Source organism: Marinobacter shunpengi, assembly GCF_045449715.1.
Classification (GTDB): Bacteria; Pseudomonadota; Gammaproteobacteria; order Pseudomonadales; family Oleiphilaceae; genus Marinobacter.
The window spans coordinates 24,481-50,944 of the sequence record NZ_JBJJLA010000001.1 but is presented as its reverse complement, the minus strand read 5'-3'; the positions used below and the strand labels follow the sequence as shown (position 1 = coordinate 50,944).

The window sequence follows — 26,464 nt, the reverse complement described above, 5'->3', positions numbered from 1 at the left end:
TCCTCGGACCTTGCCGGGCGGCTACAGGGGCAGCCGCCCGGGCTCGGGTCAGTCAGCCATGGCGACGGCGTTATCGCGGGTGATCAGGGTGCCGCCGTTCTCAGCGATGTAGTTGTCGGAGTCGGCTTTCTTGAGGAAGGCCACCACCTCGCCATCGGTGCCTTTCACCAGGTAGGCCGCCTTGCCGAAGAGCTTCAGGCCGGTGAGGTTGTCGTAGACATAGGTGGCGTTGATGGCTTCCCCGGCATCCGCCTGGGCGGCCAGCATGTCGGCCACGCTGTCGTAGGTGACGATGCCCTTGTCCGCGAACCAGATTTCGGCGGGCGCGAAGTCGGGGTTGTTGGGCTGGGTGTCCACCACGGTGCCCACCAGGGCCTCGTAGTCCATGTCCATGGTGGCGTAGGCGTTGCGCAGGTAGCTGTCGTCGATCCAGCGGTCGAAGGCCAGGTCCGGAATGCCCACTTCCCGTTGCAGCAGGGCATGATCGTATTCCAGGGCGTCGATCCATTCCTGTTTGACGCTGGCCTCGAAGGTGGTGATGCCGCCCTCGCTGAAGTAGAGGTAAAGCACCTCTTTCTCCACGCCGGTCCATTCGGACACCTGCACCGCCGCGTTCATGGGGTCGTCCTGGATCCACTTCTGGGCTTCCAGGGTGGCGGTCAGGTAGCCCTCCACCACTTCCGGGTACTGGTCGGCGAAGTCCTTGCGCACCACGGTGCCGTGGAAAGTGGGAATTTCCGCTTCGCTGCCGTCGTAAATCTTGCGACCGGTTGCCCGGTATTCCATGATTTCCGACCAGGGGCAGAAGTCAGCGTGGGCGTCGATGCGGCCGGCTTCAATGTTGGCGGCGCCCACCGGCGGGCTCTGGTTGACGATCTGCACCTTGTCGCTGAGCCCCGCTTCACTCAGGGCCTTCAGGGTCATGCCCCAGGCGGCGCTGCCCACGGGCACGGAAAGCTGCTTGCCTTCCAGGTCCGCCAGGCTCTGGGCGTCGGAGTCGATGGGTACCACGATGCCGTTACCCGTGCCCCGCAGGTTGTAACCGGTGACGGCGATAAAACGGGTTTCCTGCTTGCCGGTTTCCTGGAACTTGGCGCCGTTGACGATCAGGGGGTAGTCCCCCATTACCCCGAAATCCAGCTTGCCGGCCAGCATCTGGTTGGTAATGGGCGGGCCGGAATCGTAATCCCGATAGATAATCTCGTAGTCAACGTCTTCGTATTGGCCGGTAGTGGGCAGGTGCTTTTCCAGCAGCTCCAGTTTCTCGAGGATGATGCCGCCGGGGATGGTGTTGGTCACCATGCTCTGGTGGCCGATACCGACGCGGATGGTTTCAGCGGATGCGCCGGCCGCAAACAGCGACAGCGATCCGCACAGGGTGAGTGTTGCCAGTGTTTTCGTGTCTCTCATCGTTATAGCCTTCCCGGTTGGTCCACTTGTACTAACAGGTCATGATGCCTGTGGTAGGTGTTGCAGTCGGCGTGCCAGGAAGATAAGGAAAGGTTTTAACCCGATGTTTTTCAGGGTTATTCAGGAAAGGGTGGGAACGGAAAGGTGAGAAAATGAACAGCGTTCACTGCGCCCGTCTTTGGTGCGAAGGGCGAATTTCGGTTCCAGGGGGGCGCAGGCGGTTTTGCGGCAGCTATAACAAGTAGTGCAAGTCGTTGGCTGCCTATCCTGTTACTTGCCGGACAACTGATCTGCCATCAGGCGCGGGCGGTTCTGCTCCGCCCGCTCACGCAGGAAATCCCACGTCACCCGCATACGGGCAATGTGCCTCAGCTCCTCGGGCATCAGCATCCAGAAAGTGCGGATAAAGCGGATCTGGTCCGGCAGCACCACTTCCAGTCGGTCGTCGATGTCGGCGGAGAAGGCCGGCAGTATGCCGATGCCGGCGCCGGTGGCGATGGCTTCCTGCTGGGCCAGTACGCTGGTGCTGCGGATATTCACTTCGCCGGAGCCGGCGATCTCGTCCAGGAACAGCAGTTCGCGGCTGAACACCATGTCGTCCACATAGCTGACAAACCGGTGTTTGCCGAGCTGGTTGCGCTGGTGGATGGGGCCGTGCTCCTCCAGGTAGTCTCGGCTGGCGTAGAGCCGGAGCACATAGTCGGTGAGTTTGGTGACGATGAACGGGCCGCGTTCCGGGCGCTCCAGGGTGATGACGATGTCCGCCTCGTGGCGAGACAGACGCAGGGCCCGGGGCATGGCCAGCAGATCCACATGCAGGTGGGGGTAACGGCCAGTGAGCTGCCCCAGTTCCCGCCCCAGCATGATGGTGCCGTAGCCTTCGGTGGCACCGATGCGCACCTGGCCGGAGAGTTGTTCGTCGGCCTCCGGCAGGCTCTGCTCGATGCGCACGCTGGCGCTTTCCATCTGCTCCACCTGGGGCAGTAGCTGGCGGCCGGCCTCGGTGAGGCTGTAGCCGGTCTGCTCGCGAATGAACAGGGTCATGCCCAGGCTCTTCTCCAGGGCGTGGATGCGCCGCGAGACCGTGGTGTGGTCCACGCCCATGCGGCGGGCGGCGGCGGTCAGTTTGCCGGCCCGGCTCAGCTCCAGGAAGAATTTCAGGTCATCCCAGTTCATTATTTAATCGGCCTGTGCATATTTGCAGATCGGGGTTGCATTTAGCGCCATTGTAGCGCTTAAAAATGCACTGCTACTATCCGGTGATCGGTATTTATACAAAGCCAACACAAGAACAACACCGGAGACAGCCCCCATGAACGCACAGGTACCCACCGTCAAACTGCTGATTGACGGCGAATTTGTCGAATCGAAGACCAGCGAGTGGCGGGACATCACCAACCCGGCCACCCAGGAAGTGCTGGCGAAGGTGCCCTTTGCCACCACAGATGAACTGGACACGGCCGTCAGCGCTGCCCGGGAAGCCTTCAAGAGCTGGCGCAAGACACCCATCGGTGTCCGTTCCCGCATCTTCCTCAAATACCAGCAACTGATCCGCGACAACATTAAAGAGCTGGCGGGCATCCTCACCGCCGAGCAGGGCAAGACCCTGCCCGATGCGGAGGGGGATGTGTTCCGGGGCCTGGAAGTGGTGGAACACGCCGCCGGTATCGGCACCCTGCAGATGGGGGAATACGCGAACAATGTGGCTGGCGATGTGGACACCTATACCCTGCGTCAGCCCCTGGGCGTGTGCGCCGGCATCACCCCGTTCAACTTTCCGGCGATGATTCCCCTGTGGATGTTCCCCATGGCCATCGTCACCGGCAACACCTTTGTGCTCAAGCCCTCGGAACGGGACCCCATGGTCACCATGCGGTTGGTGGAGCTGGCCCTGGAGGCGGGCGTTCCCAAGGGCGTGCTGAACGTGGTCCATGGCGGACCGGATATGGTGAACGGCATCTGTGACCACCCGGACATCAAGGCGGTGTCCTTCGTGGGCTCTACCCCGGTGGGCACCCATGTCTACAACCGCGCCTCTCAGGCGGGCAAGCGGGTGCAGTGCATGATGGGCGCCAAGAACCACGCCGTGGTGCTGCCCGATGCCAACAAGGAGCAGACCCTCAACGCCCTGGTGGGCTCATGCTTTGGCGCGGCCGGTCAGCGTTGCATGGCGGTGTCGGCCCTGGTGCTGGTGGGCGAGGCCCGCAACTGGCTGCCGGAACTGGCTCGCCGGGCGGAGAAACTCAACGTCAACGCCGGTACCGAGGAAGGGACCGACGTAGGGCCGCTGATCACCCCGCAGGCGCTGGAGCGCGTGGAGGGCCTGGTGCAGAAGGGCATCAGCGAGGGCGCCAAGCTGGTGCTGGATGGTCGCGATCCCAGCGTGAGGGGCTACGAGAAGGGCAACTTTATCGGGCCCACCCTGTTCTCCGGCGTGACTCCGGACATGACCATCTACAGGGAGGAAATCTTCGGCCCGGTGCTGTGCGTGCTGGAGGCGGAAACCCTGGATGAGGCCATCGACCTGGTCAACGCCAACCCCAATGGCAACGGCACCGCCGTCTTTACCCGCTCCGGCGCGGCGGCCCATCGTTTCCAGGAGCATATCGACGTGGGCCAGGTGGGCATCAACGTACCCATTCCGGTGCCCGTGCCCTACTTCTCGTTTACCGGTTCCCGGGGGTCCAAGCTGGGGGACCTGGGTCCCTACGGCAAGCAGGTGGTGCAGTTCTACACCCAGACCAAGACCGTCACCGCCCGCTGGTTCGATGAGGACGAGCAGGTGGGTTCCGTGAACACCACCATCAACCTGCGGTAAGCGACATAGGGAAGGAGCAACGACATGGCTTACGAAACGATCCTGACGGAGGTAAAAGGCCGGGTTGGTGTTATCACCCTGAACCGGCCCAAGGCCCTGAATGCCCTGAACAGCCAGTTGATCGAGGAACTGAACCTGGCGCTCGACGAGCACGAGCGCAATCCTGACATTGGCTGCATCGTGCTCGCCGGCTCCGAGAAGGCCTTTGCCGCCGGTGCCGACATCAAGGAGATGTCGGTGCTGGAATACCCCCAGATCTACCTGGACGATTTCTTCGCCCAGGCGGACCGCATCGGCCAGCGTCGCAAGCCGATGATCGCGGCGGTGGCCGGCTATGCCCTGGGCGGTGGCTGCGAGCTGGCACTGATGTGCGACTTTATTTACGCCGCCGACAATGCCCGCTTCGGCCAGCCGGAGATCAGCCTGGGTGTGCTGCCGGGCATTGGCGGCACCCAGCGCCTCACTCGCGCTCTGGGCAAGGCCAAGGCCATGGAGATGTGCCTCACCGGCCGCCAGATGGATGCGAAGGAAGCGGAAACCGCCGGCCTGGTGGCCCGGGTGTTCCCGGCGGACCAGCTACTGCTGGAAACCCTCAAGGCCGCGGATAGCATTGCGGAAAAGTCCCTGCCAAGCACCATGATGACCAAGGAGGCGGTGAACCGGGTGTTCGAGACCAGCCTGAGCGAAGGGGTGCGCTTCGAGCGGCGGATCTTCCACGCCATCTTCGCCACCCATGACCAGAAGGAAGGCATGCGGGCCTTTGTCGAGAAGCGCAAGCCGAACTTCAAACACCAGTAGGCCTGTAACGCCCCGGACAACAAAAACATTGGAGGCACAATCATGAAAATCGGATTTATCGGCCTGGGCAACATGGGCGCGCCCATGGCCAGCAACCTGCTCAAGGCCGGCCACGAACTGACCGTATTTGACCTGGTACCGGCGGCGGTGGAGAAAGCCCGCGCCGAGGGCGCCACCGCCGCCGACAGTATTGCCGCCGTGGCCGGTAGTGATGTCGAGCTGGTGATCACCATGCTGCCCGCCGCAAAGCATGTGAAGGCCGTCTACCTCGCGGAGGACGGCATCCTGGCGAATGTGGCCAGGGGCGTGCACCTGATCGACAGTTCCACCATCGACCCCATGACGTCCCGGGATGTGGCCGCCCAGGCAGCAAAGCAGGGCAACCCGATGCTGGATGCCCCCGTGTCCGGCGGTACCGGCGGTGCCCAGGCGGGCACCCTGACCTTTATGGTGGGCGGCGAGGACAGCGAGTTCGCCTTTGCCCGCCCCGTGCTGGAGAACATGGGCCGGAATATCGTACATTGCGGTGCCGCCGGCAATGGCCAGGTGGCCAAGATGGCCAACAACATGCTGCTGGGTATCTCCATGATCGGCGCCGCGGAGGCCATGAGCCTGGGGGTGTCCATGGGCATGGACCCGGAAGTGCTGGCCGGGGTCATCAACACCTCCAGTGGCCGCTGCTGGAGCACCGACACCTACAACCCCTATCCAGGCGTTATCGAGACCGCCCCCTCCAACCGGGGTTACACCGGCGGTTTCGGTACCGACCTGATGGTCAAGGACCTGGGCCTGGCCACCGAGGCCGCCAAGGTGGCGGGCCAGCCGGTGGTGATGGGCGCCCTGGCCCAGCAGCTCTACCAGTCCATGAGTTTCGAGGGTCATGGCCACCTGGATTTTTCCGCCATTATCAAACGTTATCGCAAGGAGTCTGAATGAGTGACAGCCAGCCTGAACTGATTGTCGAAGTCCGTGGCCGCTACGGCTATCTGACTCTGAACCGCCCCAAGGGGCTGAATTCCCTGACCCTGGGTATGGTGCGGGACATGCACCGGCAACTGGACGACTGGGCCGAAGACAGCAGCATCGATGCGGTTGTCGTCCTGGGTGCCGGTGACCGGGCCTTCTGCGCCGGGGGCGACATCCGCGCCCTGTATGACAGTTACCGGTCCGGTGACAACCTGCACCGGGTGTTTTTCGAGGAGGAGTACGCCCTCGACCAGGCCATCCACGACTATTCCAAGCCGGTGCTGGCCCTGATGAACGGCATTGTCATGGGGGGCGGCATGGGCATCGCCCAGGGCGCCAGTCTGCGCATTGTCAGTGATCGGTCGAAGCTTGCCATGCCCGAGACCGGCATCGGCTACTTTCCCGATGTGGGGGCGACGTATTTCCTGGGGCGCCTGCCAGGCCGCCTCGGGGAATACCTGGCGGTGACCGGCAGCCACCTGGATGCTGCGGATGCCATCCATGCCGGATTGGCGGACCTCTATATACCCGAGGAAACCTTCGCCACCATCGACGTCACCCTGGACGGCACCGACGCCACCACCGTGGCTTCCCTGACGTCAGGTCTGGCCCATGCCGCCGCCGAGCCAGGGACCTCCCGCCTGGCCGAGATGCAGCCGGCCATCGATGAGCACTTTGCGAAGCCTGATCTGCGGGCGGTGCGTGATTCCCTGCGCCAGGAGCAGCGTCCGGCGTACGCGGACTGGGCCCGGGACACCCTGAAGGCACTGGATACACTGTCCCCCCTGGGCATGGGCCTGTCCCTGGAACTGGTACGCCGGGGCCGGGAGCTGTCCCTTGCAGAAGCCCTCCAACTGGAGCTGGCGCTGGATTATCAATGGTTCGACCGGGGCGATATTGTCGAGGGCATCCGAGCGCTCATCGTGGACAAGGACAAGTCTCCGAAATGGCGTATCGCGAGCATTGATGACCTGAAGCCTGAGGACATTTCCGTCTTTTTCGACGAGGCCCGGTAACCAACGGTTTGTCACCCTGTCAGACGCAGAGAACAACAAGAGAACGCCACCATGCAGGATATTGAGTTCAACGAAGACCAGCGGATGATCCGCGACATGGCCCGGCAGTTTGCCCAGAGCGAACTGGCGCCCCGGGCAGCGGAGTGGGACAAGTCCGGCTATATCGACGAGGCCGTGATCCGGCAGATGGGCGAGCTGGGCCTGCTGGGCATGGTGGTGCCGGAGGAGTGGGGCGGCAGCTTCGTGGACTTCGTCGCCTACGCCCTGGCGGTGGAGGAAGTGGCCGCCGGCTGCTGCGCCACCAGTACCCTGATGAGCGTGCATAACTCCGTGGGTTGCGCCCCGGTGCTCAACTACGGCACCGAGGACCAGAAGAAACGCTGGCTGCCCTCCCTGGCCAGTGGCGAGACCATCGGCTGTTTCTGTCTGACTGAACCCCAGGCTGGCTCCGAGGCCCACAACCTCAAGACCCGGGCGGAACTGAAGGACGGCAAATGGGTGCTCAACGGTGCCAAGCAGTTTGTCACCAACGGCAAGCGGGCCGGGCTGGCGGTGGTGTTCGCAGTGACCGACCCGGACCAGGGCAAGCGCGGCCTGTCCGCCTTCCTGGTGCCCACCGATAACCCCGGTTTCCGGGTGGACCGCATGGAGCACAAGCTGGGCATCCGCGGCTCCGACACCTGTGCCATCACCCTGGAGGATTGCCGCATTCCCGAGGAAAACCTGCTGGGAGAGCGGGGCAAGGGCCTGAACATTGCCCTGTCCAACCTGGAAGGTGGCCGTATCGGCATCGCTGCCCAGGCGGTGGGGGTGGCCCGCGCGGCCTTCGAGGCAGCCCTGAAATACGCCCGTGAACGGGTGCAGTTCGGGGTGCCGCTCACTGAGCACCAGAGTATCGCCAACATGCTGGCGGATATGCACACCCGCCTGAATGCGGCACGACTGCTGGTAGTCCACGCCGCCCGCCTGAAAACCGCCGGCCAGCCCTGCCTGTCGGAGGCTTCCCAGGCCAAGCTGTTTGCCAGCGAGCTGGCGGAGGAAGTCTGCTCCCACGCCATCCAGATCCACGGCGGCTACGGTTACCTGGAAGACTACGGGGTTGAGCGACTTTACCGGGACGCCCGCATCACCCAGATCTACGAGGGCACCAGCGAGGTGCAGCGGCTTCTGATTGCCCGGGAACTCAAGAACCTGCTCTGACCGGTTGTTGACGGGCAGGCCTGCAAACGGTTCAGCAGGCATGCGCCGGGGAACGGGCTTACGTGGCACCCGCTGCGGCACAGGCGATCATGGCATGATAATGTGATCGCATTACGCAAGGGGGAACACCATGAGCTTCTCGAATCCGCTGACCCGTCTCGTCAACATCCAGTACCCGATCGTCCAGGCACCGATGGTGGGGGTTTCCACGCCCGAGCTGGCCGCCACCGTATCCAATGCCGGGGCCCTGGGCTCCATCGGGATCGGGGCCAGTTCGGTGGAAAAGGCGCGGGAGATGATTGCCGCCACCCGTGCACTGACGGACAAACCGTTTAACGTCAACGTGTTCTGTCACCAGGCCGCCACGCCGGACCCGGAGCGGGAGACCAACTGGGTCAGCCACCTCAGGCCCTTCTTCGACGAGTTCGATGCCACCCCGCCGTCGGCGCTGAACGCGCCCTACCGGAGTTTCACTGAAGACCGTTCAACCCTGGACATGCTCCTGGAGGAACGGCCGGCGGTGGTCAGTTTTCATTTCGGGTTACCGCCGGAGGAATGGATCCGCTCCCTTCAGGAGGCGGGCATCGTGACCTTTGGCTGCGCCACAACCCCCGACGAGGCGGTCAAGGTGGAAGCCGCGGGCGTGGATGCCATCGTTGCCCAGGGCGCCGAGGCCGGGGGGCATCGTGGTGTATTCGAGCCGGAGAAGGGCGACCAGCAACTGGGTATCCTGCCCCTTACCCGCCTGGTCTGCGCCAATAGCCGCGTGCCGGTTGTCGCGGCGGGCGGGATCATGGATGGCCAGGGCATCGGCGCCGTGATGGAACTGGGGGCAGCCGGCGCCCAACTGGGCACCGCTTTCATCCTGTGCCCGGAATCCAGCGCCAGTGCCGGCCATCGCGATGCCATCAAGAGTGACCGCGGCCATCATACGCAGATCACCAGTGCCATCTCGGGTCGCCCCGCCCGTGGCATTGTGAACCGCTTTTATACGGACATTGATCTGGCCGGTGCCTCGACGCTACCCGACTATCCCATTGCCTACGATGCGGGAAAGGCCCTGGCCGCCGCCGCAACCGCGAAGGGGAGCCAGGCATTCGCGGCCCACTGGGCGGGCCAGGGGGCGCCGCTGGCCCGGGAGATGCCGGCCGGGGAGCTGATCGAAAGACTGGTGCAGGAATGTTCCCCGCTGGGTTCCCGGTGAAAGCGACCTCCTGTCGGTTCGTCCGTTCCGACGATGTGTGAGCTTGCTTATCAAATGATCATGTAGTGGATCCCACAGAACCCGATGGTGCCTCAAAAGGGCACCATCGTTGGCGAGGAAACCGCTCATGTCAGATCTTCCCACCTCCCTGAACATTGAAGAGTCCGGCGGTGTGGCCCGTGTCACCCTGGCGCGACCGGATGCCCTGAATGCCCTGGACCGGCCCCTGATCCAGGCCCTGCGAACCTGGTTCAATGAACTCTACTATCGTCGGGATATCCGCGTGGTGGTGCTGGCCGGCGAGGGCCGTGCCTTCTGCGCGGGGCTGGACCTCAAGGAGCAGGCACAGACGCCGATCAACCCCCGGGTAGGTGGCGCGCTGGACGAGCAGCGGGCGGTGCGGGACATCATGGTGGCCATGCGCCGCTGCCCCCAGCCGATCATCAGCATCGTGCAGGGTTCCGCCAGCGGTGGCGGTTTTGCCATTGCCCTGGCCAGTGATATCCGCCTGCTCACCCCCGATGCCCGCATGAACGCCGCCTTTATCAAACTGGGGCTCAGTGGCTGTGATGTGGGTGTCAGTTACTTCCTGCCCCGCATGGTCGGCGCCTCCGTGGCGGCGGAATACCTGCTCACCGGTCGTTTTATCGAGGCCGAGAGGGCCCGGGAACTGGGGCTCACCAGTCTGGTGGCACCGCTGGAGCAGCTCCATGAGCATGCCGACGGCCTGGTGGCGGACATGCTGCGGGCCACGCCCCTGGGGTTGCGGTTGACCAAGGAAGCCCTGGGCCTGGCCATCGACGCCCAGGGCCTGGAAGCGGTGGTGGCCCTGGAGGACCGCAACCAGATCCTGTGTGTGCAGGATGATGATTTCCAGGAAGGAGTGAGTGCCTTCCTGGAAAAGCGCGAACCCCGATATGCCCGCGAAGGAGAACCATCATGAACGCAGAAGAACTGATGTACCGGAAAGGCCTCCTGGACGGCGAACGCATCCTGGTGACCGGTGGTGGCACCGGGCTGGGTAAGGAAATGGCCGAAGCCTGTCTGATCCTGGGGGCCCATGTGTATATCTGTGGCCGCCGGGGCAGTGTGCTGGAAGAGACCGCCAGCGAGTTGACGGGACGCCATGGCGGCAGGGTCACCCCCATCCCCTGCGATATCCGCAGCCCGGAAGCCATCGACGCCATGGTCCAGCAGATCTGGGACGACGGCGGCGCCCTCACCGGCCTGATCAACAACGCGGCCGGCAACTTCGTCAGTCGCACCGAGGACCTGTCCCACCGGGCCTTCGATGCCGTCGCCAATATCGTGTTCCGGGGCAGCTTCCTGGTCACCCAGAGCTGCGGCAAGCGCTGGCTGGCGGAAGGCAAGCCGGCCTCGGTGGTGTCCATTGTCACCACCTGGGTCTGGAACGGCTCGCCGTTCGTGGTGCCCTCAGCCATGTCCAAGGCCGGCATTAATGCCATGACCCAGTCACTTGCGGTAGAGTGGGGCAACCGCGGCATCCGCCTCAACGCCATCGCGCCGGGCCTTTTCCCCACCGAAGGCATGAGCAAACGTCTGGGACCATTGGGAGAAATGGACCTGGGGGACAGCCCCATGGGCCGCCCCGGCCGTTACCCGGAACTGGCCAACCTGGCCGTGTTCCTGCTGGGGCCGGGCGCCGAGTACGTCAACGGCCAGACCATCGCCATCGACGGTGGCCAGTACCAGGCGGACGGCGCCAACTTCTCCGCCCTGGCCGCCTGGGGCGACGATGAATGGCGCCGTGCCCGGGAAGCCATTACCGCTATCAACAATCAGGACAAGGCCAAACGCTCCACCTGAGCGGGCCTGCTGCTATCGAGGAAGTCACTATGTCCGACACCGTACAGGTTATCCGCACTAACCATGAAGGCGTGGTCGAGGTTCGCCTTAACCGCCCCGACAAGATGAACGCCATCAGCACCGAGATGTTTGCCGATCTGGCGGCCGCGGGGGAGTCCCTGAAGAACGACCCCACGGTGAGGGCGGTTGTCGTCAGCGGCGAAGGCCGTTGCTTCTGTGCGGGCCTGGATATGGGCAACTTCTCCAAAATGGCTGAGGGTCAGCCCAGCTCCACCACCGAGGGCCTGGAGAAAAGAACTCACGGCGACTCCAACCTGGCTCAGTACGTGGCCATGGTGTGGCGGGAAGTACCGGTGCCGGTAATTGCGGCGGTGCATGGCGTCTGTTTCGGCGGCGGCCTGCAGATCGCCCTGGGCGCGGACTTCCGTTACGCCACCCCGGACTCCCAGTGGGCGGTGATGGAGATCAAATGGGGCCTGGTGCCGGACATGGGCGGCATGGTGCTGGTCAACGAACTGGTGCGTCCGGACATCGCCCGGGAGCTGTGCTACACCGGTCGTATCCTCTCCGGACAGGAAGCCCTGGACGTAGGCCTGGCCACCCGCATCGCCGGCAACCCCCGGGAGGAAGCCCTCACCCAGGCCCAGGCCATCGCCGGCAAGAGCCCGGACGCCATCCGCGCCATGAAGCGTATGCTCAGCGACGCAATCACCCCGAAGGAACACGCCGCCCGCATCCTGCTGGAAGAGTCCCGGGAACAGGAGGCCATTATTGGTAGCCCGAATCAGGTGGAGGCGGTGTATGCCAATCTGGAGAAAAGGGCGCCGAGGTTTGCGGATCCCAAAGTGTAGATCCCTTTGCTGAGTTTGACCTGGCACCAAACTATGGGCAGCCCGGTGGGTGGGTAGGGTCTTTCGGAACAGCGCCAGGGAAGGCGCGGAGCAAGGTGGGTTGCCAGGGATGGCCCCTGAATTGCGGTGGAGAAAGACCCTACCCACCTGCCGGGCTGTCGCACCGATCCCGGCATACATAACGAGTTTGGATTTTCCGGTCCTGAACCTTAAGCAGATCAAACATCGGTGCAGGTCAGCGATAGGCGTGGGGGCTTTCGCCGCTGCAATTCACGGTACATCCTGTACCGACCTTGCACCGCGCCATCCATGGCGCTGCTCTGAAAGCCCCCACGCCCATCACTGACCTCGAAGTTTGGGGGCGGTTTCGGAGCTTTATTGCTATCCGCGCTCAAGGGCAATAGCCGTAGCCTCACCCCCACCAATACACAATGAAGCCACCCCACGCTTCAGATCATAGGTCTGCATCGCCCCCAACAGGGTCACGATAATCCGCGCCCCGGACGCCCCCAGCGGATGGCCCAGGGCACAGGCGCCGCCATGCACATTCACCTTGTCGTGGGGGATATCCAGCTCCTTCATGGCCGCCAGGGGCACTACCGAAAACGCCTCATTGATCTCGAACAGGTCCACATCCGATACGCTCCAGCCGGTCTTTTCCATCAGGTGCTGGATGGCGCCCACCGGTGCCGTGGTAAACCACTCCGGCGCCCGGGCGTGGCTGCTGTGGCCTTTGATAGTGGCCAGGGGAGTCAGGCCCCGCTTCTCCGCCTCGGACCGGCGCATGAGTACCAGCGCCGCACCGCCGTCTGAAATCGAGGATGAATTGGCGGCCGTCACCGTACCGTCCTTGCGGAAGGCCGGTTTCAGGGAGGGGATCTTGTCCGGGCGGGCCTTGCCGGGTTGTTCGTCCACCTCCACCAGACCCCGACCGGTGTCGACCGGCGTGATCTCGTTGCGGAAGTGCCCCTGTTCAATGGCCTTCAGCGCCCGGTCCAGGGACGCCAGGGCGTATTCGTCCTGCTGTTCACGGGTGAAGCTGTAATGATCCGCACAGGACTCGGCGAAGGTGCCCATCAACCGGCCCTTGTCGTAGGCATCCTCCAGCCCGTCGAAGAACATATGGTCCAGCATCTCGGCATGGCCCAGGCGGGCGCCACCTCGCATCTTCGGCACCAGATAGGGAGCGTTGGTCATGCTCTCCATGCCGCCGGCGGCGATGATATCGGCGCTGCCTACGGTGATCAGGTCATGGGCCAGCATGGCGGCCTTCATGCCGGAGCCACAAACCTTGCTGATGGTGGTGCAGGGGGTGGACAGGTCCAGCCCGGCGCCCAGCGCCGCCTGCCGTGCCGGTGCCTGGCCCAGGCCGGCGGGCAGCACGTTGCCCATCATCACCTCGCTGATGTCCTTGCTGTCCATGGCCGAGCGCTGCAACGCCGCCTTGAGGGCCGTGGCGCCCAGGTCGGTGCCGGACAGGTTTTTCAGGTCGCCCTGGAAGCCCCCCATGGGGGTGCGGGCGATGCTGGTGATAACAATCGGATCGTTGGTCACGGTGAGTTACCTTCGGTTTTCAGTGTCTGCAATCAGGATACTGCGCCTGGATGGGCGGAGTCGATGAGCCGGGCCGGCTAGCGATCACCGGAAAGCATGTCCGCCCCGCGTCGTCCCAAGGCAATGGCCAGGGCCCCGACGGTGGCGGCGTTGTCAGAGGCGGCGTTGCCTTCCTCGGCCCGCTTGGCGATGCCCTGGAATATCACCGCCCACCGGAACAGGGCAAAGACATGGTGGAAGGTGGTCAGGCCGTTGCTGAACCCGGCGGCCTCAAGGTAAATGTCCTCAAATTCCTGACGTTCCGGAATGCCCAGTGCCTTCAGATCCGCGCCCATCAGTCCGCCATACTCTTCTGGCGTGATATGCCACATGGCGGTGGCATGGGCCAGGTCCGCCAGGGGGTGGCCCAGGGTGGACAGTTCCCAGTCCAGCACACCGACAATACGGGGCTCGGAGGGGTGGATCATCAGGTTGCCGATGCGGTAGTCGCCGTGTACCAGGGTGGAGGTTTCGTCGCCGTCGTCGTTGTCCTTCAGCCACTGGGCAAGTTGATCGATCTCGGGAATTTCCCGGGTCTTCGACAGTTCCCACTGCTTGGTCCAGCGATGGATCTGGCGACTGAAGAAGGGGCCCGTGCGACCGTAATCCGCCAGCCCTTTGTCAGCGACATCCACCCGGTGAAGGTTGGCCAGAACCTGGGCCTTGTGGCGGTATATGGCGGACCTTGCCTCGGGCTTGTGGTCTGGCAGGGTGCTTTCATGGAAAACCTGCCCGTGCAGTCGTTCCATCAGGTAGAAGGAGGCACCCAACACACTCTTGTCGTTTTCCTGTCGCACCATATCCGGCACCGGTACCCCGGAATCCGACAGAGCATCCATGATGCGGTACTCCCGGTCCACCCGGTGGGCACCGGGCAGGAGTTCGCCGTTGGGGGCCTTGCGCAGCACCAGTTGACGGTCGCCCACGCTTACAAAGTAGGTGGGATTGGACTGGCCGCCGGAGATAGGCGTGATGGAGGCGTCGCCAGCGTTAACGGGACTGGCGAGTTCGGGCAGGTGCGTTTTCAGGTAGCCGAGCAATGCCTCGGGATCGAAGTCGGTCTGGCTGGTACCGCTCATGGTGCAGGGCCTTTCTGGAGCGTATGAATCGGGACAGTTGTACTACACCAGACCATAGGCCACACGGCCCTGTCCCCCTATCGTCGCTATGGACGATTTTGCTGGGCCTGACACTGGAACCGCTGGCCGCCAAAAGACGTGAAATATCGTCGGAATGGACGATTTTTTCCCGCTGCCGCCCCAGCAATCTAGCGAATAGATAAAAACAACAACTATTGATCCGCTCCAGGAACCCCCGGCCCGACTGGATAGCTGGCGTATCGGTGCGGGTCAGCACATGGAGGCGTTGTGAATATACTGGAAATCAGCCAGTTGTCGCTTTCCTTTGGTGGCGTGCACGCGCTGCAGGATGTCAGTTTCCGGGTGCCGCGGGACACGATCACCACCGTGATTGGTCCTAACGGTGCCGGCAAGACCTCGCTGTTTAACTGTATTTCAGGCTTCTACAAACCCCAGCACGGAAAGATCCATTATCAGGGTGAGCCCCTCAAGGGCCTTAAACCCCCGAAGCGGGCGGCCCTGGGTCTCGCCCGTACTTTCCAGAACATCGCCCTGTTCCGGGGCATGACTGTGCTCGACAACATCAAACTCGGCGCCCATGTGCATATGAAAACCGGCCTGCTGGGCTCGCTGGCCTACTATGGTCGCGCCCGCCGGGAGGAAATGGAGATCCGTGAGGAGGTGGAGCGCCGCATTATCGACTTCCTGGAGATTGACCATATCCGCCGCCAACCGGTGGCCAGCCTGCCTTATGGCCTGCAGAAGCGGGTGGAGCTGGCCCGGGCCCTGGCCATGCGCCCGAAGGTGCTGATGCTGGATGAGCCGGTGGCCGGTATGAACCGGGAAGAGAAAGAGGACATGGCCCGGTTTATCCTGGATATCCGGGAGGAATGGGACATCACCGTGCTGATGGTGGAGCACGACATGGGCATGGTGATGGATATCTCCGACCACATCGCCGTACTCAACTTCGGTCAGGTGATCGCCGAGGGCGCTCCCGCCGAGGTCCAGCAGAATCCCGAAGTGATCAAAGCCTACCTGGGCAACAGCGATATCGATAGCCTGCGCAAGCGACTCAACCCGGACCGGGAGGCGGCCTGATGGACTGGCTGTTCTTTGGTGAGATCAGCCTGGCGGGGCTGGCCATGGGCGGACTCTATGCCCTGATCGCCCTGGGCTTTGTGATCATCTACAAGGCCACCCGGGTCATCAATTTCGCCATCGGCGAGATCATGATGTTTGCCGCCTACCTGTTCCTGGCATTTGCCGGCGGCATGGAGTTGTCGCCCTGGTTGGCGGTGCCCCTGGCCGTAATCGGTGGTGCCCTGCTGGGGGGTGTGATCGAGAAAACCATGATCCGCCCCATGCTGGGGGAGTCGCCCATTTCCGTGGTGATGGTCACTATCGGTATCGCCAGCATCCTGGTGGGTCTGGTGGAACTGGTCTGGACCGCCGATCCCCAGTTGCTGCCATCGTTCCTGCCACGGGAGCCGGTGTTTATCGGCCCCATGTATCTCGCCCCCAAGATTGCCTACGGTTTCCTCATCGGCATGGCGGTGCTGGTGCTCTACCTGCTGTATTTCCGCTTCTCCCGGGGCGGGGTAGCGCTGCGGGCCACGGCATCGGACCAAGCGGCGGCCTACTCCATGGGCATCAACGTGCGCCGGGTGTTCAACCTGGCCTGGGTGTTCGGGTCCCTGGCGGCGTCCCTGGCGGGCATCCTGGTGGCGGCCACCGGTGGCCTCAGTCCCCAATTCGGCATTATCGGCCTGAGTGTGCTGGTGGTAGTGATTGTCGGCGGTCTGGACAGCATCCTCGGAGCATTGATTGCCGGGGTATTCATCGGCTGGCTGGAAACCGTCGCAGGCGCCTACCTGGGGGGCGAATACCGCATGCCCGCCACCTTTGCGGTACTGGCGGTGATTCTGGTGTTCAAACCCTACGGCCTGTTCGGCACCCACGAAATAGAGCGAGTGTAAGATGCGCATCGGCGACGCCAAACAGACCTACCTGGCCGACGAGGCCATCTGGACCAGCAGCACCCAGAAAACCTGGTTTGCGCTGCTGCTGGCGGTATTGCTGGCGTTCCCGTTCCTGGCCAGTTCCTACCTGTTGTACCTGGGCTGCCTGGTGGGGATTGCCATCATCAGCACCACCGGCCTGAATATCCTTACCGGCTACACCGGGCTGATTTCCCTGGGGCAGGCGGGTTTCATGGGAGTCGGCGCTTACACCGTGGCCTGGCTGTCCATCAACACGGGCCTGCCGTTCCCGGTGACCCTGCTGGCGGCAGGGCTGGTGGCCGCGGCGGTGGGCATTCTCGTGGGTCTGCCGTCCCTGCGGGTGAAAGGGCTGTACCTGGCCATCGCCACCTTGGCGGCCAGCGTGTTCCTGCATTTCATTTTTGCGGAGTGGGAGCCGGTGACCGGCGGCATGGAGGGTCTGAGCCTGGACCCGGCCCACCTGTTCGGGCTCGAATTCCGCAGCGACTTCGCCATGTACTTCATCATTGTGCCGCTGGCGGTACTGGCCCTGCTGGCGGCAAAGAACCTGTTCCGAACCCGGGTGGGGCGGGCTTTCATTGCGATCCGTGATCGTGATATTTCCGCTGAGATCCTGGGCATCCCCCTACTGAAGTACAAGCTGATGTCCTTTGCCCTCAGCTCGTTCTACGCCGGTGTGGCCGGAGGCCTGTTTGCCTATTTCTATCGGGTGGTGACACCGGAGAGCTTCCCGCTGTCCATGTCCATTTTCTACCTGGCGGCGGTGATCGTCGGCGGTATGGGCAACCTGTTGGGGGGCATCCTGGGGGCCGCCTTCATGACCCTGGTGCCGGAGGCGCTGAAGCTGCTGACGGCGGTAATGACGCCAATCTGGCCCAATGCCCCGGTGTTCATGTCGCCGATGCTGGAGATTATCTTCGGCGCCCTGATCGTCGGTTTCCTGATTTTCGAGCCCCACGGGCTGGCGGAAATATGGCGTCGCATACGCCGCTTCTTCCACCTGTGGCCGTTCCGCAGCTGACCAAGGCGGTGGACGCCATTAACCCGACAACACCAACAGACCGACCCGACAGCACCAACAACAAGAAGCAAGGAGACACACCATGTTCAACCAACTGATGCAGAAGGGCCGCCGGCTGGCTGGTATTTCCAGCTTTGTGGCCGCCCTGGGACTGGCCGCTCCGGCCATGGCCCAGGACAAGGAGCCGATCGTGTTTGGTGGCTCCATTCCCCTGTCCGGGGTGTTTGCCTTTGCCGGCATCCATATCCACGCCGGCCTGACCGACTACACCGACTGGATCAACAGTCAGGGCGGCATCAACGGCCACCCGGTGGAGTACGTGATGGAGGACACCGCCTATGAGGTGGACCGGTCGGTCGCAGCCTTCAAGAAGATCTCCGGCAGTGAGTCACCCGCGGTTTACTACGGCGACAGCACGGGCTTCATGAAGGCCATCTCCTCCGAGCTGAACAGCATGAACACCACGCTGATGAGCGGCGCCTCCTTCGCCACGGCCCTCACCGACAACGAGCAGTACCCCTACCAGTTCATTCCGGGACCCAGCTACAGCCAGATGTTCGGCATCATCCTGGAGTACATCGCCAGCCAGGGTGAAGGCGGCGACATGCCCACGGTGGCGTTCGTCTACAGCGATACCGAGTTCGGCAAGGACCCCATCGAGAACGGCAAGGCCAGGGCCGCCGATCTGGGCATTGAGGTGGTTGAGGAGATCGTCACCAAGCCGGGCAGTGTGGATGTGTCCGCCGAGGTGCTGAAGCTGCGTCGCGTGCGCCCGGATTATGTGGTGTTCCACGGCTATGTACTCTCGCCCATCAACGAGTTCATGGTGCAGATGCGTCAGATGGGGCTGGACACCCAGTTCATGGGCACCTTCTGGTCCTCCGACAAGCTGATCATCGACAAGATGGGTGAGGACGCCGACGGCTACATGGGTGTCATGCCCTACAACTACTACGACAGCCCGGACAGCGGCCCCATGCTGGATGCCCTGCGGGCCCAGGCCGAGCAAAGCGACCCGGAAGCAGGCTACCGTCCCACCGGCTACATGCAGGGCTGGTTCAACGCCATGGTCTGGACCGAGGTGATTGAGCGCACCCTGGACGCCGGCAAGGAACTCACCGCCGACAATATGGCCGAATCCCTGGCCTCCATCGAGGACTGGGACACCGGCGGCATCATCGGTATCCCGGTGACAGTGAAGGACATGTCCTTCCCGGTGGGCCGTATCTGGCGGGTGAACGCGGAAGAAGGCCGTTACGAGCCGGTATCCGACTGGATTCACCTTGACTGAGGCCGGTATGGACGCCGTTCTGGAAGTCGACAACATTGAGGTGGTCTACAACAAGACGGTGCAGGTCCTGCGGGGCCTGTCCCTGAGGGTCCCCAGGGGCGCCATTGTCGCGCTGCAGGGGTCCAACGGAGCCGGCAAGTCCACCACCCTCAAGAGCGTGTCCGGTCTGCTGTCCCTGGAGGATGGCGAGGTCACCGCCGGGGATATCCGCCTCAACGGCCAGAGCGTGAAGACCCGGCCGCCGGAGAAACTGGTGCGGGATGGCCTGTTCCATGTCATGGAAGGCCGGCGGGTGTTCGAGGATCTCACCGTGGAGGAAAACCTGGTGGCGGCCACCTATGCCCTGACCGGGCGGGAATCCTCCCGCTCCGGGGGGTACGAGCTGGTCTATGACTACTTTCCCCGACTGAAGGAACGCCGGCGTCAGTTGGCGGGTTACCTCTCCGGCGGTGAGCAGCAGATGCTGGCCCTCGGGCGGGCACTGATCGCCCGGCCCGAGCTGATCATGCTGGACGAGCCTTCCCTGGGGCTGGCGCCGCTGCTGGTGGAGGAGATCTTCGAGATCGTCGCCCGTATCAACCGCGAGCAGGGCACCGCGATCCTGCTGGTGGAGCAGAATGCGGCGGTATCCCTGGCCATCGCCTCCTACGGCTACATCATGGAAAACGGCAAGATCGTGATCGACGGACCGGCGGACCGGCTCACCGACAACGAGGACGTGCAGGAGTTCTACCTGGGTGTCGGCGGCAAGGACGGGGAAGCCCGCAGTTACCGGGACATCAAGCACTACAAGCGTCGTAAACGGTGGTTGTCATGACCCGACCGGAATTATCCGAACTGACCCTGCCACAGATGCTGCGGGAACATGCCCGCCAGCGGCCCAATGATCTGGCCCTGCGCCAGAAGGACTTCGGCATCTGGCAGGCCATCGACTGGCAGACGTTCTACCGCCGTGCCTGGCAGTTCGGCCTGGGGCTGAAAGCCCTGGGACTGGAGCCCGGTGGCCACGTGGCGATCATCTCCGAGAACCGGGTGGAATGGGTGATCGCCCAGATGGGCATCGGCATGGTGCGGGGCATCTGTGTCGGGGTCTACCCCACCAGCCCCTGGAATGAAGTGGCCTACGTGCTGGAGCATAGCGACAGCACCATGGTGATCTGCGAGGACCAGGAACAGACCGACAAGGTGCTGGAAGCCTGGCCGCAGTTACCCCGTCTCAGGCACAACGTGGTGATCGACATGAAGGGCCTGCGCCATTACCCGGATCCGCCCACCCCCTTCGGGGAAGTGGAGGCCATGGGTGTGGCCTACGAGGGGGAGTATCCGGGCATTGTGGATGAACTGCTGGACCAGCAGGGCATGGATGAAACCGCGCTGATGATCTACACCTCCGGCTCCACCGGGCGGCCCAAGGGCGCCATGATTTCCTGGCGTAATCTGTACGCGGCGGCGCCGGGGCTGATTGAGCTGTTGGCCATCGATGAGCAGGACACCAGCTTGTCCTACCTGCCCCTGTGCCATGTGGCTGAACAGGCCTTCACCAATATCGGGCCATTGTACGTGGGCAGCACCGTCAGCTTTGGCGAAAGCCTGCGCACGGTGCAGGAGGACCTGCGGGAAATCGCGCCCACCTTTTTCCTTGGGGTGCCCCGTATCTGGGAGAAGCTGCACTCGGCCATCTACATCAAGATCCAGGAAACCGGTCGCCTGCGCCGGGCCCTGTTCAACCGGGCCATGGCCGCCTGCGCGTCACTGGCGACAAAGCCGAAGGCCCGGTGGAGCCGGATGGACCGGGCCCGTTACGGGTTCTGGTACTGGCTGGTGTTCCGGGCCCTGCAGAACTATGTGGGCCTGCGCCGCTGCCATATCGCCATGACCGGGGCGGCGCCCATCTCTTCCGGCATCCTTGAGTTTTTCCGCACCATCGGCGTGCCGCTGGTGGAAGTCTACGGCCAGACGGAAAGCACCGGCGTCGCCACCGCCCAGCCCCTGGACGAGATCCAGCTGGGTACCGTGGGCAGGCCAATCACCGGTGTGGAGGTGAGGCTTGGTGAGCACGACGAGATCCTGCTGCGGGGTGGCAGTATGTTCCAGGGCTACTACAAGAACGACGAGGCCACGGCCAAAACCCTGAAGGATGGCTGGCTGCACACCGGCGATGTGGGCCAGTGGCAGGGCGAGCATCTGCGCATCGTGGACCGCCTGAAGGACATCATGATCACCGCCGGGGGCAAGAACCTGTCGCCCACTGAGATCGAGAACACCATCAAGGCCAGCCCCTACATCAAGGAATGTATCGTGATCGGCGAGTCCCGCAAGTATGTGTCCGCCCTGATCCAGATTGATTTCGAGACGGTGGCCAAATGGGCGGAGCAGGAGCGGGTGGCCTACACCACCTTCCGCAGCCTGGCGGAGCATGAACGGGTCAACGCACTGGTTCAGGACGAGATCAACCGGGGGAATGACCAGCTACCGCAGGTGGCACAGGTGAAGCGTTTCCACCTGCTCACCAAGGAACTGGACCACGACGATGACGAAGTGACTGCCACCATGAAGGTACGGCGGAGCAAGATCCATGAGAAGTATACCGAAGTGATTGAGTCGCTTTATGAGGGAGCCTGATCGGACCGTTGATCTTCGAGGTCCGGGGCCGGGAGGCTTTCTCCATTGCATTTCAGGTGCAGTCCATCTAGCCCCGAACTCGTCTGCTCCCCCCTCTCCCTAACCCTCTCCCTCCAGGGGAGAGGGGACTGTCCTGTGCAAACTTAAACAACGACGTTTCGGGGAGACTAAGGGGTGAAGTCCAGATACAGATTAGCGGCAAACTCCCCCCTCTCCCCTGGAGGGAGAGGGCCGGGGAGAGGGGGGAGCAGTTAAGCACAAAGCCAGCCTGTTGCCGACTTAGCCCCCAATCCGCTCCTTGAGACCAGCCTTGACCAACTTCCCATTGGCATTCCGCGGCAAGGGCTCCTCCTGAATCGTCACATAATCCGGCGTCTTGTAGTCCGCCAGGTTCTCCCGGCAGAACCGGCGGATGTCGTCTTCGCTCAACCCCTGGTCTTCCACCCGGGTCACGAACACATGGATCTTCTCCCCCAGCACCTCGTCCGGATGGGGAATCACCGCGCATTCCACCACCGCGGGGTGGCTGATAATCAGGTTCTCCAACTCCACGCTGTAGATGTTGTAGCCGCCCCGGTTGATCATGTCCTTCTTGCGGTCGAAGATGCGGACAAAACCCTGTTCATCCATGGAACCGATATCCCCGGACTTCCAGTGCCCGGCGGTGAACTCCCGGGCGTTGGCTTCCGGGTTGTTCCAGTAGCCCGGTGACACCATGGGGCCGCTGATCCACAGCTCGCCGGATTCCCCCGGCGCCACTTCCCGGCCGTGATCATCCATGATGCGGATGTCGCCGCAGGGCACTACCAATCCGACACTGTCGGCATGGCGGCCAGCGTCGCCCAGGGGCAGGCAGGTGGAGGGCGAGGTGGTCTCGGTGGCGCCGTAGGCGTTGATCAGCTCCAGGTCCGGCAGTTGCTCCCGCAGTTGGGCAATGGTGCTCTCCGGCATGGGGGCGCCGCCGAAGCCGCCGATACGGAAGGTGCTGAGGTCGTGGTCCCGGAAATTGGTGCGCAGCAGGCACAGGTTGTACATGGCCGGCACCATGACCGTATGGGTGACTTTCTCCCGGGCGATCAGTTCCACCGCCTGCACGGCATCAAAGGCGGGGATGACCACAGTGGCACCGGCCACATGGGTCATGGTCAGGATATTGGCCACCAGCCCGGTGACATGGCTGCCCGGGGCCACCAGCAGGCTGCGTTCGCCTTCCCCCAGCGCCATGGTGTGCTGGAAGTGCATCACCGAATGGATAATGTTGAAGTGGGTCAGGATGACCCCCTTGGGTTTTCCGGTGGTGCCTGAGGTATAGAGGATGACGGCGGGGTCTTCTTCCTTTGTCGACGGCAGCGGCAGGTCGGTTCCCGCGTCCTTCAGCAGGTTGTCGAAGGGCTCACTGTGGTCGTCTCCGCCACCAATGGCGAACCGGTGGCGAAGCCCCGGCAGGTCATCGGGGGATGGCAGCTTGTTGGCCTGGTCGGCGTGGTAGACGACGGCCCTGGCGTCGGAGTGCTCCAGCATGTAGCGCAGCCCCGGCGCCTGCTCACGGATGTTCAGGGGCATGACGATGGCGCCGGCCCGCAGGACACCCAGGATGGTCAGCACCAGTTCCGTGCTGTTACCCATCAGCAGTCCTACCCGGTCACCGGGCTCAACGCCCCGGTGCCGGAGTTGTGCTGCCATGGCGTCCGCCCGGTCTGCCACTTCCTGATAGCTGAGCCGCTGCCCTTCGCAGACGATACAGTCCGCCTCCGGCGCCCGTTCCACCGAGGCCAGGAAGGAGGCCAGCACGCTGGCCGGGCGTTCCTGGTAACAGCGGACTACACGGTCACCGAAATGGTGTTCGTGGCGGATGGTAAAGCGGGGTGTCGTGCTCATTGGGAAGACTCTCCGGGTTTGATCCTGGGGGGACTGTAAATCATGAACTGAGCCGGACTACCGCATCACCCACCACCCGGGTGTCGCCATACTGGTTGACGACGCGAAGCTCCAGGCGTGCCCGCTGCTCACCTTCCTCCTCGAAGCGCTCGATGATGTGACCCCGGCAGCTTAATTCGTCGTGCACCTGGGAGATGGCGACAAACCGCATCCCGAAACTGATCAGAGCCTCCTGGGGCAGCCAGTTGGTCAGCATGCGTCCCAGGTAGGCAGAGGCGAGCATGCCGTGGGCAAAGACATCGTCCATTCCATGATAGCGGGCAAAATCCAGGTCCACATGAATCGGATTATGGTCGCCGGAGGCCCCGGCATAGAGTGCCAGGGTCAGCCTGGATATGGGCGGTGTGGTCAGGGCCGGAATCTCGTCCCCGACCCTCAGGGAAGCGATATCGACAGTCGTGCTCATGGAGTTCTACCTGTGACGGATGATAATAGTGGAACGGAGATCGGCCACTCTCTCCGGGGTGGGCCCTCCATTCTCCCGGAACACCGCGGTCTCCCGCACCACAAACTCCAGGCTGCCCGCCTTTTTCTGGTAGATATCGGTAACCCGGGAACGGAAGGTCAGCCGGTCACCGGCGCAGACCATCCGGTGGTAGTCGAAGTGCTGTTCCCCGTGCAGGACCTTGCCCAGTTCGATACCAAGGGCTGTCATGTAGTCCAGGGGATCATCACGTTCCAGGTCCAGGCAGAACAGAAAGGTGGGCAGCACCGGCAGGGATGGCCAGCCCGCGGCCTGTGCCGCACCCTCGTCCAGGTACACGGGGTTGTCCTCGCCAATGGTTTTGGCAAAGAAGCGTAACCGGCCCGCCTCCACCATCTGGGTATGGGGGCGGGTCTCGTAGCCAACGAACGCGGGATCAATCATGGCTGGCGCTCCTGCGGGTACCCGCCCTCCGGGGAGGGCAGTCCGATGGTTGGTTCAGGAGACCCTGGCGGGTTTCATGCCGCCAAACTCTTCCCGCAGCTTGGTCTTGAGCAGCTTGCCGGTGGCGGTGTGGGGCAGTTCATCCAGGAAGATGACATCGTCCGGCAGCCACCACTTGGCCACGTGGTCGCTCAGGAAGTCGATCATTTCCTCCTTTTCCATCTCCTGGTCATCCCGGGTGACCACCAGCAGTAGGGGCCGTTCGGTCCACTTCGGGTCGGGGATGCCGATCACCGCTGCTTCTGCCACCTTCGGGTGGGAGGCGGCGGCGTTTTCCAGCTCGATGGAGGAAATCCATTCGCCGCCGGACTTGATCACGTCCTTGGATCGGTCCACCAGTTGCAGGAAGCCGTCCGGGTTGATGGTGGCTATGTCGCCGGTGCCGAAGTAACCCTCGTCATCCAGCGGGTTGCCGCCCTCGCCCTTGTAGTAGCCGCTGCAGATCCAGGGGCCGCGAACATAGAGGTGACCTGAGGCCACACCATCCCAGGGCTTGCGGTTGCCGTTGTCGTCGACAATCTTCATCTCCACGCCCCAGACACCCCGGCCCGCCATGGCGGTCAGTTTCGTGCGCTCATCGTCGGACCAGGACTCGTGCTTGGGCAGTGGCTTGTTGATCACGCCGATGGGGCTGGTCTCGGTCATGCCCCAGCCCTGGACCATTTTAATGCCTGAATTGCGGAAACGTTCGATCATGGCGGCGGGGGGCGCGGCGCCACCCACACCCACGCCTTCCAGGTGGGTCAGTTTGCGCAGGTCCGCCTCCGGATTGGCGTCCAGGTACTGGAACAGCATCAGCCAGATAGTGGGCACGCCCTGGGAGAAGGTGACGTTCTCGTCGCGCATCAGCTGGAAGATGCTCTCGCCATCCACATGGGGTCCCGGCAGTACCATCTTCGAGCCGGCCATGGGGGCGGAGTAGGGTACGCCCCAGGCGTTGGCGTGGAACATGGGTACCACCAGCAGCAGGGTGGATTTGCTGCTGAAATCGAACGCGTCCGGCGCCAGCTCCATCAGGGAGTGGATCACCGTGGAGCGGTGGGAGTAGAGCACGCCCTTGGGGTTGCCGGTGGTGCCGGACGTATAGCACAGGGATGAGGCCGTGCGCTCCTCGAACTCCGGCCACTCGAACTCGGTGGATTCAGCCTGTACGAGCTCCTCGTAGCACAGCAGGTTGGGCACATCGATGTCCGGCATGTGGGCGCGGTCGGTCATGGCGATGAACGCCTTCACGCTCTTGAAGGCCGGCGCCATTTTCTCCACCAGCGGGGCGAAGGTGGTGTCGAAGAACAACACCTGGTCCTCGGCATGGTTGACGATGTAATCAATCTGCTCCGGAAACAGGCGCGGGTTCACCGTGTGCAGGACCGCTCCGCTGCCGGAGACGCCGTAGTACAGCTCGAAGTGCCGGAAGGTGTTCCAGGCCAGGGTGCCGACGCAGTCCCCCTGCTTGATCCCGAGCTTTGCCAGGGCGTTGGCCACCTGCTTGGAGCGGTCGCGGATCTCGGCGTAGTTGGTGCGGTGGATGTCTCCTTCAACGGTCTTGGTGACGATTTCGGTGTTCGGGTGGAAGGTGGCGGCGTGCTCAATAATGGAGGAAATGAGCAGCGGCTGATCCTGCATAAGTCCGTGCATGGCTGTCTCCTGGGGTTCTTGTGTTTATAGCGGGACGTTTGTGCCAGTGTCCCTCACGAAAAAAGCCCCGACCTCGTCTGATTCGACGATTTGATCGATTGGAACCCGGAACACCTTTCTCCGATCTCGTCGGAACAGACGAGGCCCTTCTCCGCCGCTCTTCCTAAGCTGAACGATGGTCGCCTCAGACCTGCTTTTCAACGGACAGCCGACATACAACAACCTGTTATACAACAAAAATGGAACCCGGATGGGTCCCCCAGG

The 26,464-nt window shown here is 63.0% G+C and carries 23 protein-coding genes; 15 read left to right on the top strand and 8 right to left on the bottom strand.

The features are described 5' to 3' along the window. Positions 1–48: 48 nt before the first annotated feature. Complete coding sequence (locus ACJO3T_RS00220) at positions 49–1,410, bottom strand: ABC transporter substrate-binding protein (RefSeq protein ID WP_406977483.1); 1,362 nt, start codon at positions 1,408–1,410, stop codon at positions 49–51. 270 nt (positions 1,411–1,680) lie between these two features. Continuing rightward, positions 1,681–2,586: a LysR family transcriptional regulator gene (locus ACJO3T_RS00215; protein WP_406977482.1), complete on the bottom strand. Its 906-nt coding sequence runs from the start codon at positions 2,584–2,586 to the stop codon at positions 1,681–1,683. Positions 2,587–2,722: 136 nt separating this feature from the next. On the opposite strand from ACJO3T_RS00215, the gene ACJO3T_RS00210 reads away from it, so the two are divergent. The 9 genes from ACJO3T_RS00210 to ACJO3T_RS00170 all read left to right on the top strand — a co-directional run bounded on the left by ACJO3T_RS00210 (position 2,723) and on the right by ACJO3T_RS00170 (position 12,090). Beyond that, on the top strand, positions 2,723–4,228 hold the full coding sequence (locus ACJO3T_RS00210; protein WP_406977481.1) for a CoA-acylating methylmalonate-semialdehyde dehydrogenase: 1,506 nt from the start codon (positions 2,723–2,725) through the stop codon (positions 4,226–4,228). A 24-nt stretch (positions 4,229–4,252) separates the two neighbouring features. Continuing rightward, entirely contained in the window at positions 4,253–5,026 is a 774-nt protein-coding gene (locus ACJO3T_RS00205; protein ID WP_406977480.1) for an enoyl-CoA hydratase, read from the top strand. A gap of 42 nt (positions 5,027–5,068) precedes the next feature. Further along, positions 5,069–5,962 carry a 3-hydroxyisobutyrate dehydrogenase gene (gene mmsB / locus ACJO3T_RS00200; protein ID WP_406960727.1) on the top strand — a complete coding sequence of 298 codons (894 nt, stop codon included), beginning with the start codon at positions 5,069–5,071 and terminating at the stop codon, positions 5,960–5,962. Further along, entirely contained in the window at positions 5,959–7,008 is a 1,050-nt protein-coding gene (locus ACJO3T_RS00195) for an enoyl-CoA hydratase/isomerase family protein (RefSeq protein WP_406960725.1), read from the top strand. The genes mmsB and ACJO3T_RS00195 overlap by 4 nt, the downstream gene beginning before the upstream one ends. A gap of 51 nt (positions 7,009–7,059) precedes the next feature. Continuing rightward, positions 7,060–8,208: an acyl-CoA dehydrogenase gene (locus ACJO3T_RS00190; RefSeq protein WP_406977479.1), complete on the top strand. Its 1,149-nt coding sequence runs from the start codon at positions 7,060–7,062 to the stop codon at positions 8,206–8,208. A gap of 130 nt (positions 8,209–8,338) precedes the next feature. Further along, positions 8,339–9,412 (top strand): NAD(P)H-dependent flavin oxidoreductase, encoded by a 1,074-nt coding sequence (locus tag ACJO3T_RS00185; protein WP_406977478.1) that lies wholly within the window; start codon positions 8,339–8,341, stop codon positions 9,410–9,412. Between the two features lie 127 nt (positions 9,413–9,539). Beyond that, positions 9,540–10,355 carry an enoyl-CoA hydratase/isomerase family protein gene (locus tag ACJO3T_RS00180; protein WP_406960719.1) on the top strand — a complete coding sequence of 272 codons (816 nt, stop codon included), beginning with the start codon at positions 9,540–9,542 and terminating at the stop codon, positions 10,353–10,355. After that, positions 10,352–11,239 (top strand): SDR family oxidoreductase, encoded by an 888-nt coding sequence (locus ACJO3T_RS00175; RefSeq protein ID WP_406977477.1) that lies wholly within the window; start codon positions 10,352–10,354, stop codon positions 11,237–11,239. The genes ACJO3T_RS00180 and ACJO3T_RS00175 overlap by 4 nt, the downstream gene beginning before the upstream one ends. 29 nt (positions 11,240–11,268) lie before the next feature. Next, positions 11,269–12,090 carry a crotonase/enoyl-CoA hydratase family protein gene (locus tag ACJO3T_RS00170; protein ID WP_406977476.1) on the top strand — a complete coding sequence of 274 codons (822 nt, stop codon included), beginning with the start codon at positions 11,269–11,271 and terminating at the stop codon, positions 12,088–12,090. A 381-nt stretch (positions 12,091–12,471) separates the two neighbouring features. Here the strand turns inward: ACJO3T_RS00170 and ACJO3T_RS00165 are convergent, their stop codons facing one another. Together ACJO3T_RS00165 and ACJO3T_RS00160 are read right to left on the bottom strand one after the other, a co-directional pair. After that, complete coding sequence (locus tag ACJO3T_RS00165) at positions 12,472–13,644, bottom strand: acetyl-CoA C-acyltransferase (protein WP_406977475.1); 1,173 nt, start codon at positions 13,642–13,644, stop codon at positions 12,472–12,474. 77 nt (positions 13,645–13,721) lie between these two features. Then, positions 13,722–14,762, bottom strand: coding sequence for a phosphotransferase family protein (locus ACJO3T_RS00160; protein WP_406977474.1), 1,041 nt, complete (start codon positions 14,760–14,762; stop codon positions 13,722–13,724). Positions 14,763–15,050: 288 nt separating this feature from the next. Between ACJO3T_RS00160 and ACJO3T_RS00155 the strand changes: the two genes are divergently transcribed. From ACJO3T_RS00155 to ACJO3T_RS00130, 6 genes are all read left to right on the top strand, one after another. Then, positions 15,051–15,863 (top strand): ABC transporter ATP-binding protein, encoded by an 813-nt coding sequence (locus ACJO3T_RS00155; RefSeq protein ID WP_406960709.1) that lies wholly within the window; start codon positions 15,051–15,053, stop codon positions 15,861–15,863. Beyond that, positions 15,863–16,741, top strand: a complete 879-nt coding sequence (locus ACJO3T_RS00150; protein WP_406960707.1) for a branched-chain amino acid ABC transporter permease — start codon at positions 15,863–15,865, stop codon at positions 16,739–16,741. The genes ACJO3T_RS00155 and ACJO3T_RS00150 overlap by 1 nt, the downstream gene beginning before the upstream one ends. A gap of 1 nt (position 16,742) precedes the next feature. After that, a complete protein-coding gene (locus ACJO3T_RS00145; RefSeq protein ID WP_406960705.1) occupies positions 16,743–17,786 on the top strand; it encodes a branched-chain amino acid ABC transporter permease in 1,044 nt (347 codons plus the stop codon). A gap of 82 nt (positions 17,787–17,868) precedes the next feature. Then, complete coding sequence (locus ACJO3T_RS00140) at positions 17,869–19,077, top strand: ABC transporter substrate-binding protein (protein WP_406960703.1); 1,209 nt, start codon at positions 17,869–17,871, stop codon at positions 19,075–19,077. A gap of 7 nt (positions 19,078–19,084) precedes the next feature. After that, entirely contained in the window at positions 19,085–19,894 is an 810-nt protein-coding gene (locus ACJO3T_RS00135; RefSeq protein WP_406977473.1) for an ABC transporter ATP-binding protein, read from the top strand. After that, positions 19,891–21,699, top strand: a complete 1,809-nt coding sequence (locus ACJO3T_RS00130) for an AMP-dependent synthetase/ligase (RefSeq protein WP_406977472.1) — start codon at positions 19,891–19,893, stop codon at positions 21,697–21,699. Before ACJO3T_RS00135 ends, ACJO3T_RS00130 begins: the two co-directional genes overlap by 4 nt. A gap of 279 nt (positions 21,700–21,978) precedes the next feature. On the opposite strand, the gene ACJO3T_RS00125 is transcribed toward ACJO3T_RS00130, so the two are convergent. Genes ACJO3T_RS00125 through ACJO3T_RS00110 form a run of 4 tightly spaced genes read right to left on the bottom strand, consistent with a single transcriptional unit; the run spans position 21,979 to position 26,200 of the window. Then, complete coding sequence (locus ACJO3T_RS00125; RefSeq protein WP_406960697.1) at positions 21,979–23,577, bottom strand: class I adenylate-forming enzyme family protein; 1,599 nt, start codon at positions 23,575–23,577, stop codon at positions 21,979–21,981. A gap of 40 nt (positions 23,578–23,617) precedes the next feature. Continuing rightward, complete coding sequence (locus ACJO3T_RS00120; protein WP_406960695.1) at positions 23,618–24,043, bottom strand: MaoC family dehydratase; 426 nt, start codon at positions 24,041–24,043, stop codon at positions 23,618–23,620. A 6-nt stretch (positions 24,044–24,049) separates the two neighbouring features. Continuing rightward, positions 24,050–24,505 (bottom strand): MaoC family dehydratase N-terminal domain-containing protein, encoded by a 456-nt coding sequence (locus ACJO3T_RS00115; RefSeq protein WP_406960694.1) that lies wholly within the window; start codon positions 24,503–24,505, stop codon positions 24,050–24,052. Positions 24,506–24,559: 54 nt separating this feature from the next. Further along, on the bottom strand, positions 24,560–26,200 hold the full coding sequence (locus ACJO3T_RS00110) for a long-chain-fatty-acid--CoA ligase (RefSeq protein WP_406977471.1): 1,641 nt from the start codon (positions 26,198–26,200) through the stop codon (positions 24,560–24,562). Positions 26,201–26,464: the final 264 nt, after the last annotated feature.

Excerpts from the sequence above, each read along its gene's own strand:
- ACJO3T_RS00160 (WP_406977474.1), bottom strand. The coding sequence starts at position 14,762 with ATGAGCGGTACCAGCCAGACCGACTTCGATCCCGAGGCATTGCTCGGC.
- ACJO3T_RS00195 (WP_406960725.1), top strand. The coding sequence starts at position 5,959 with ATGAGTGACAGCCAGCCTGAACTGATTGTCGAAGTCCGTGGCCGCTAC.
- ACJO3T_RS00150 (WP_406960707.1), top strand. The coding sequence starts at position 15,863 with ATGGACTGGCTGTTCTTTGGTGAGATCAGCCTGGCGGGGCTGGCCATG.
- ACJO3T_RS00215 (WP_406977482.1), bottom strand. The coding sequence starts at position 2,586 with ATGAACTGGGATGACCTGAAATTCTTCCTGGAGCTGAGCCGGGCCGGC.
- ACJO3T_RS00170 (WP_406977476.1), top strand. The coding sequence starts at position 11,269 with ATGTCCGACACCGTACAGGTTATCCGCACTAACCATGAAGGCGTGGTC.
- ACJO3T_RS00120 (WP_406960695.1), bottom strand. The coding sequence starts at position 24,043 with ATGAGCACGACTGTCGATATCGCTTCCCTGAGGGTCGGGGACGAGATT.
- ACJO3T_RS00115 (WP_406960694.1), bottom strand. The coding sequence starts at position 24,505 with ATGATTGATCCCGCGTTCGTTGGCTACGAGACCCGCCCCCATACCCAG.
- ACJO3T_RS00210 (WP_406977481.1), top strand. The coding sequence starts at position 2,723 with ATGAACGCACAGGTACCCACCGTCAAACTGCTGATTGACGGCGAATTT.
- mmsB (WP_406960727.1), top strand. The coding sequence starts at position 5,069 with ATGAAAATCGGATTTATCGGCCTGGGCAACATGGGCGCGCCCATGGCC.
- ACJO3T_RS00220 (WP_406977483.1), bottom strand. The coding sequence starts at position 1,410 with ATGAGAGACACGAAAACACTGGCAACACTCACCCTGTGCGGATCGCTG.
- ACJO3T_RS00130 (WP_406977472.1), top strand. The coding sequence starts at position 19,891 with ATGACCCGACCGGAATTATCCGAACTGACCCTGCCACAGATGCTGCGG.
- ACJO3T_RS00135 (WP_406977473.1), top strand. The coding sequence starts at position 19,085 with ATGGACGCCGTTCTGGAAGTCGACAACATTGAGGTGGTCTACAACAAG.
- ACJO3T_RS00145 (WP_406960705.1), top strand. The coding sequence starts at position 16,743 with ATGCGCATCGGCGACGCCAAACAGACCTACCTGGCCGACGAGGCCATC.
- ACJO3T_RS00125 (WP_406960697.1), bottom strand. The coding sequence starts at position 23,577 with ATGAGCACGACACCCCGCTTTACCATCCGCCACGAACACCATTTCGGT.
- ACJO3T_RS00185 (WP_406977478.1), top strand. The coding sequence starts at position 8,339 with ATGAGCTTCTCGAATCCGCTGACCCGTCTCGTCAACATCCAGTACCCG.
- ACJO3T_RS00140 (WP_406960703.1), top strand. The coding sequence starts at position 17,869 with ATGTTCAACCAACTGATGCAGAAGGGCCGCCGGCTGGCTGGTATTTCC.
- ACJO3T_RS00110 (WP_406977471.1), bottom strand. The coding sequence starts at position 26,200 with ATGCACGGACTTATGCAGGATCAGCCGCTGCTCATTTCCTCCATTATT.
- ACJO3T_RS00190 (WP_406977479.1), top strand. The coding sequence starts at position 7,060 with ATGCAGGATATTGAGTTCAACGAAGACCAGCGGATGATCCGCGACATG.
- ACJO3T_RS00205 (WP_406977480.1), top strand. The coding sequence starts at position 4,253 with ATGGCTTACGAAACGATCCTGACGGAGGTAAAAGGCCGGGTTGGTGTT.
- ACJO3T_RS00175 (WP_406977477.1), top strand. The coding sequence starts at position 10,352 with ATGAACGCAGAAGAACTGATGTACCGGAAAGGCCTCCTGGACGGCGAA.
- ACJO3T_RS00180 (WP_406960719.1), top strand. The coding sequence starts at position 9,540 with ATGTCAGATCTTCCCACCTCCCTGAACATTGAAGAGTCCGGCGGTGTG.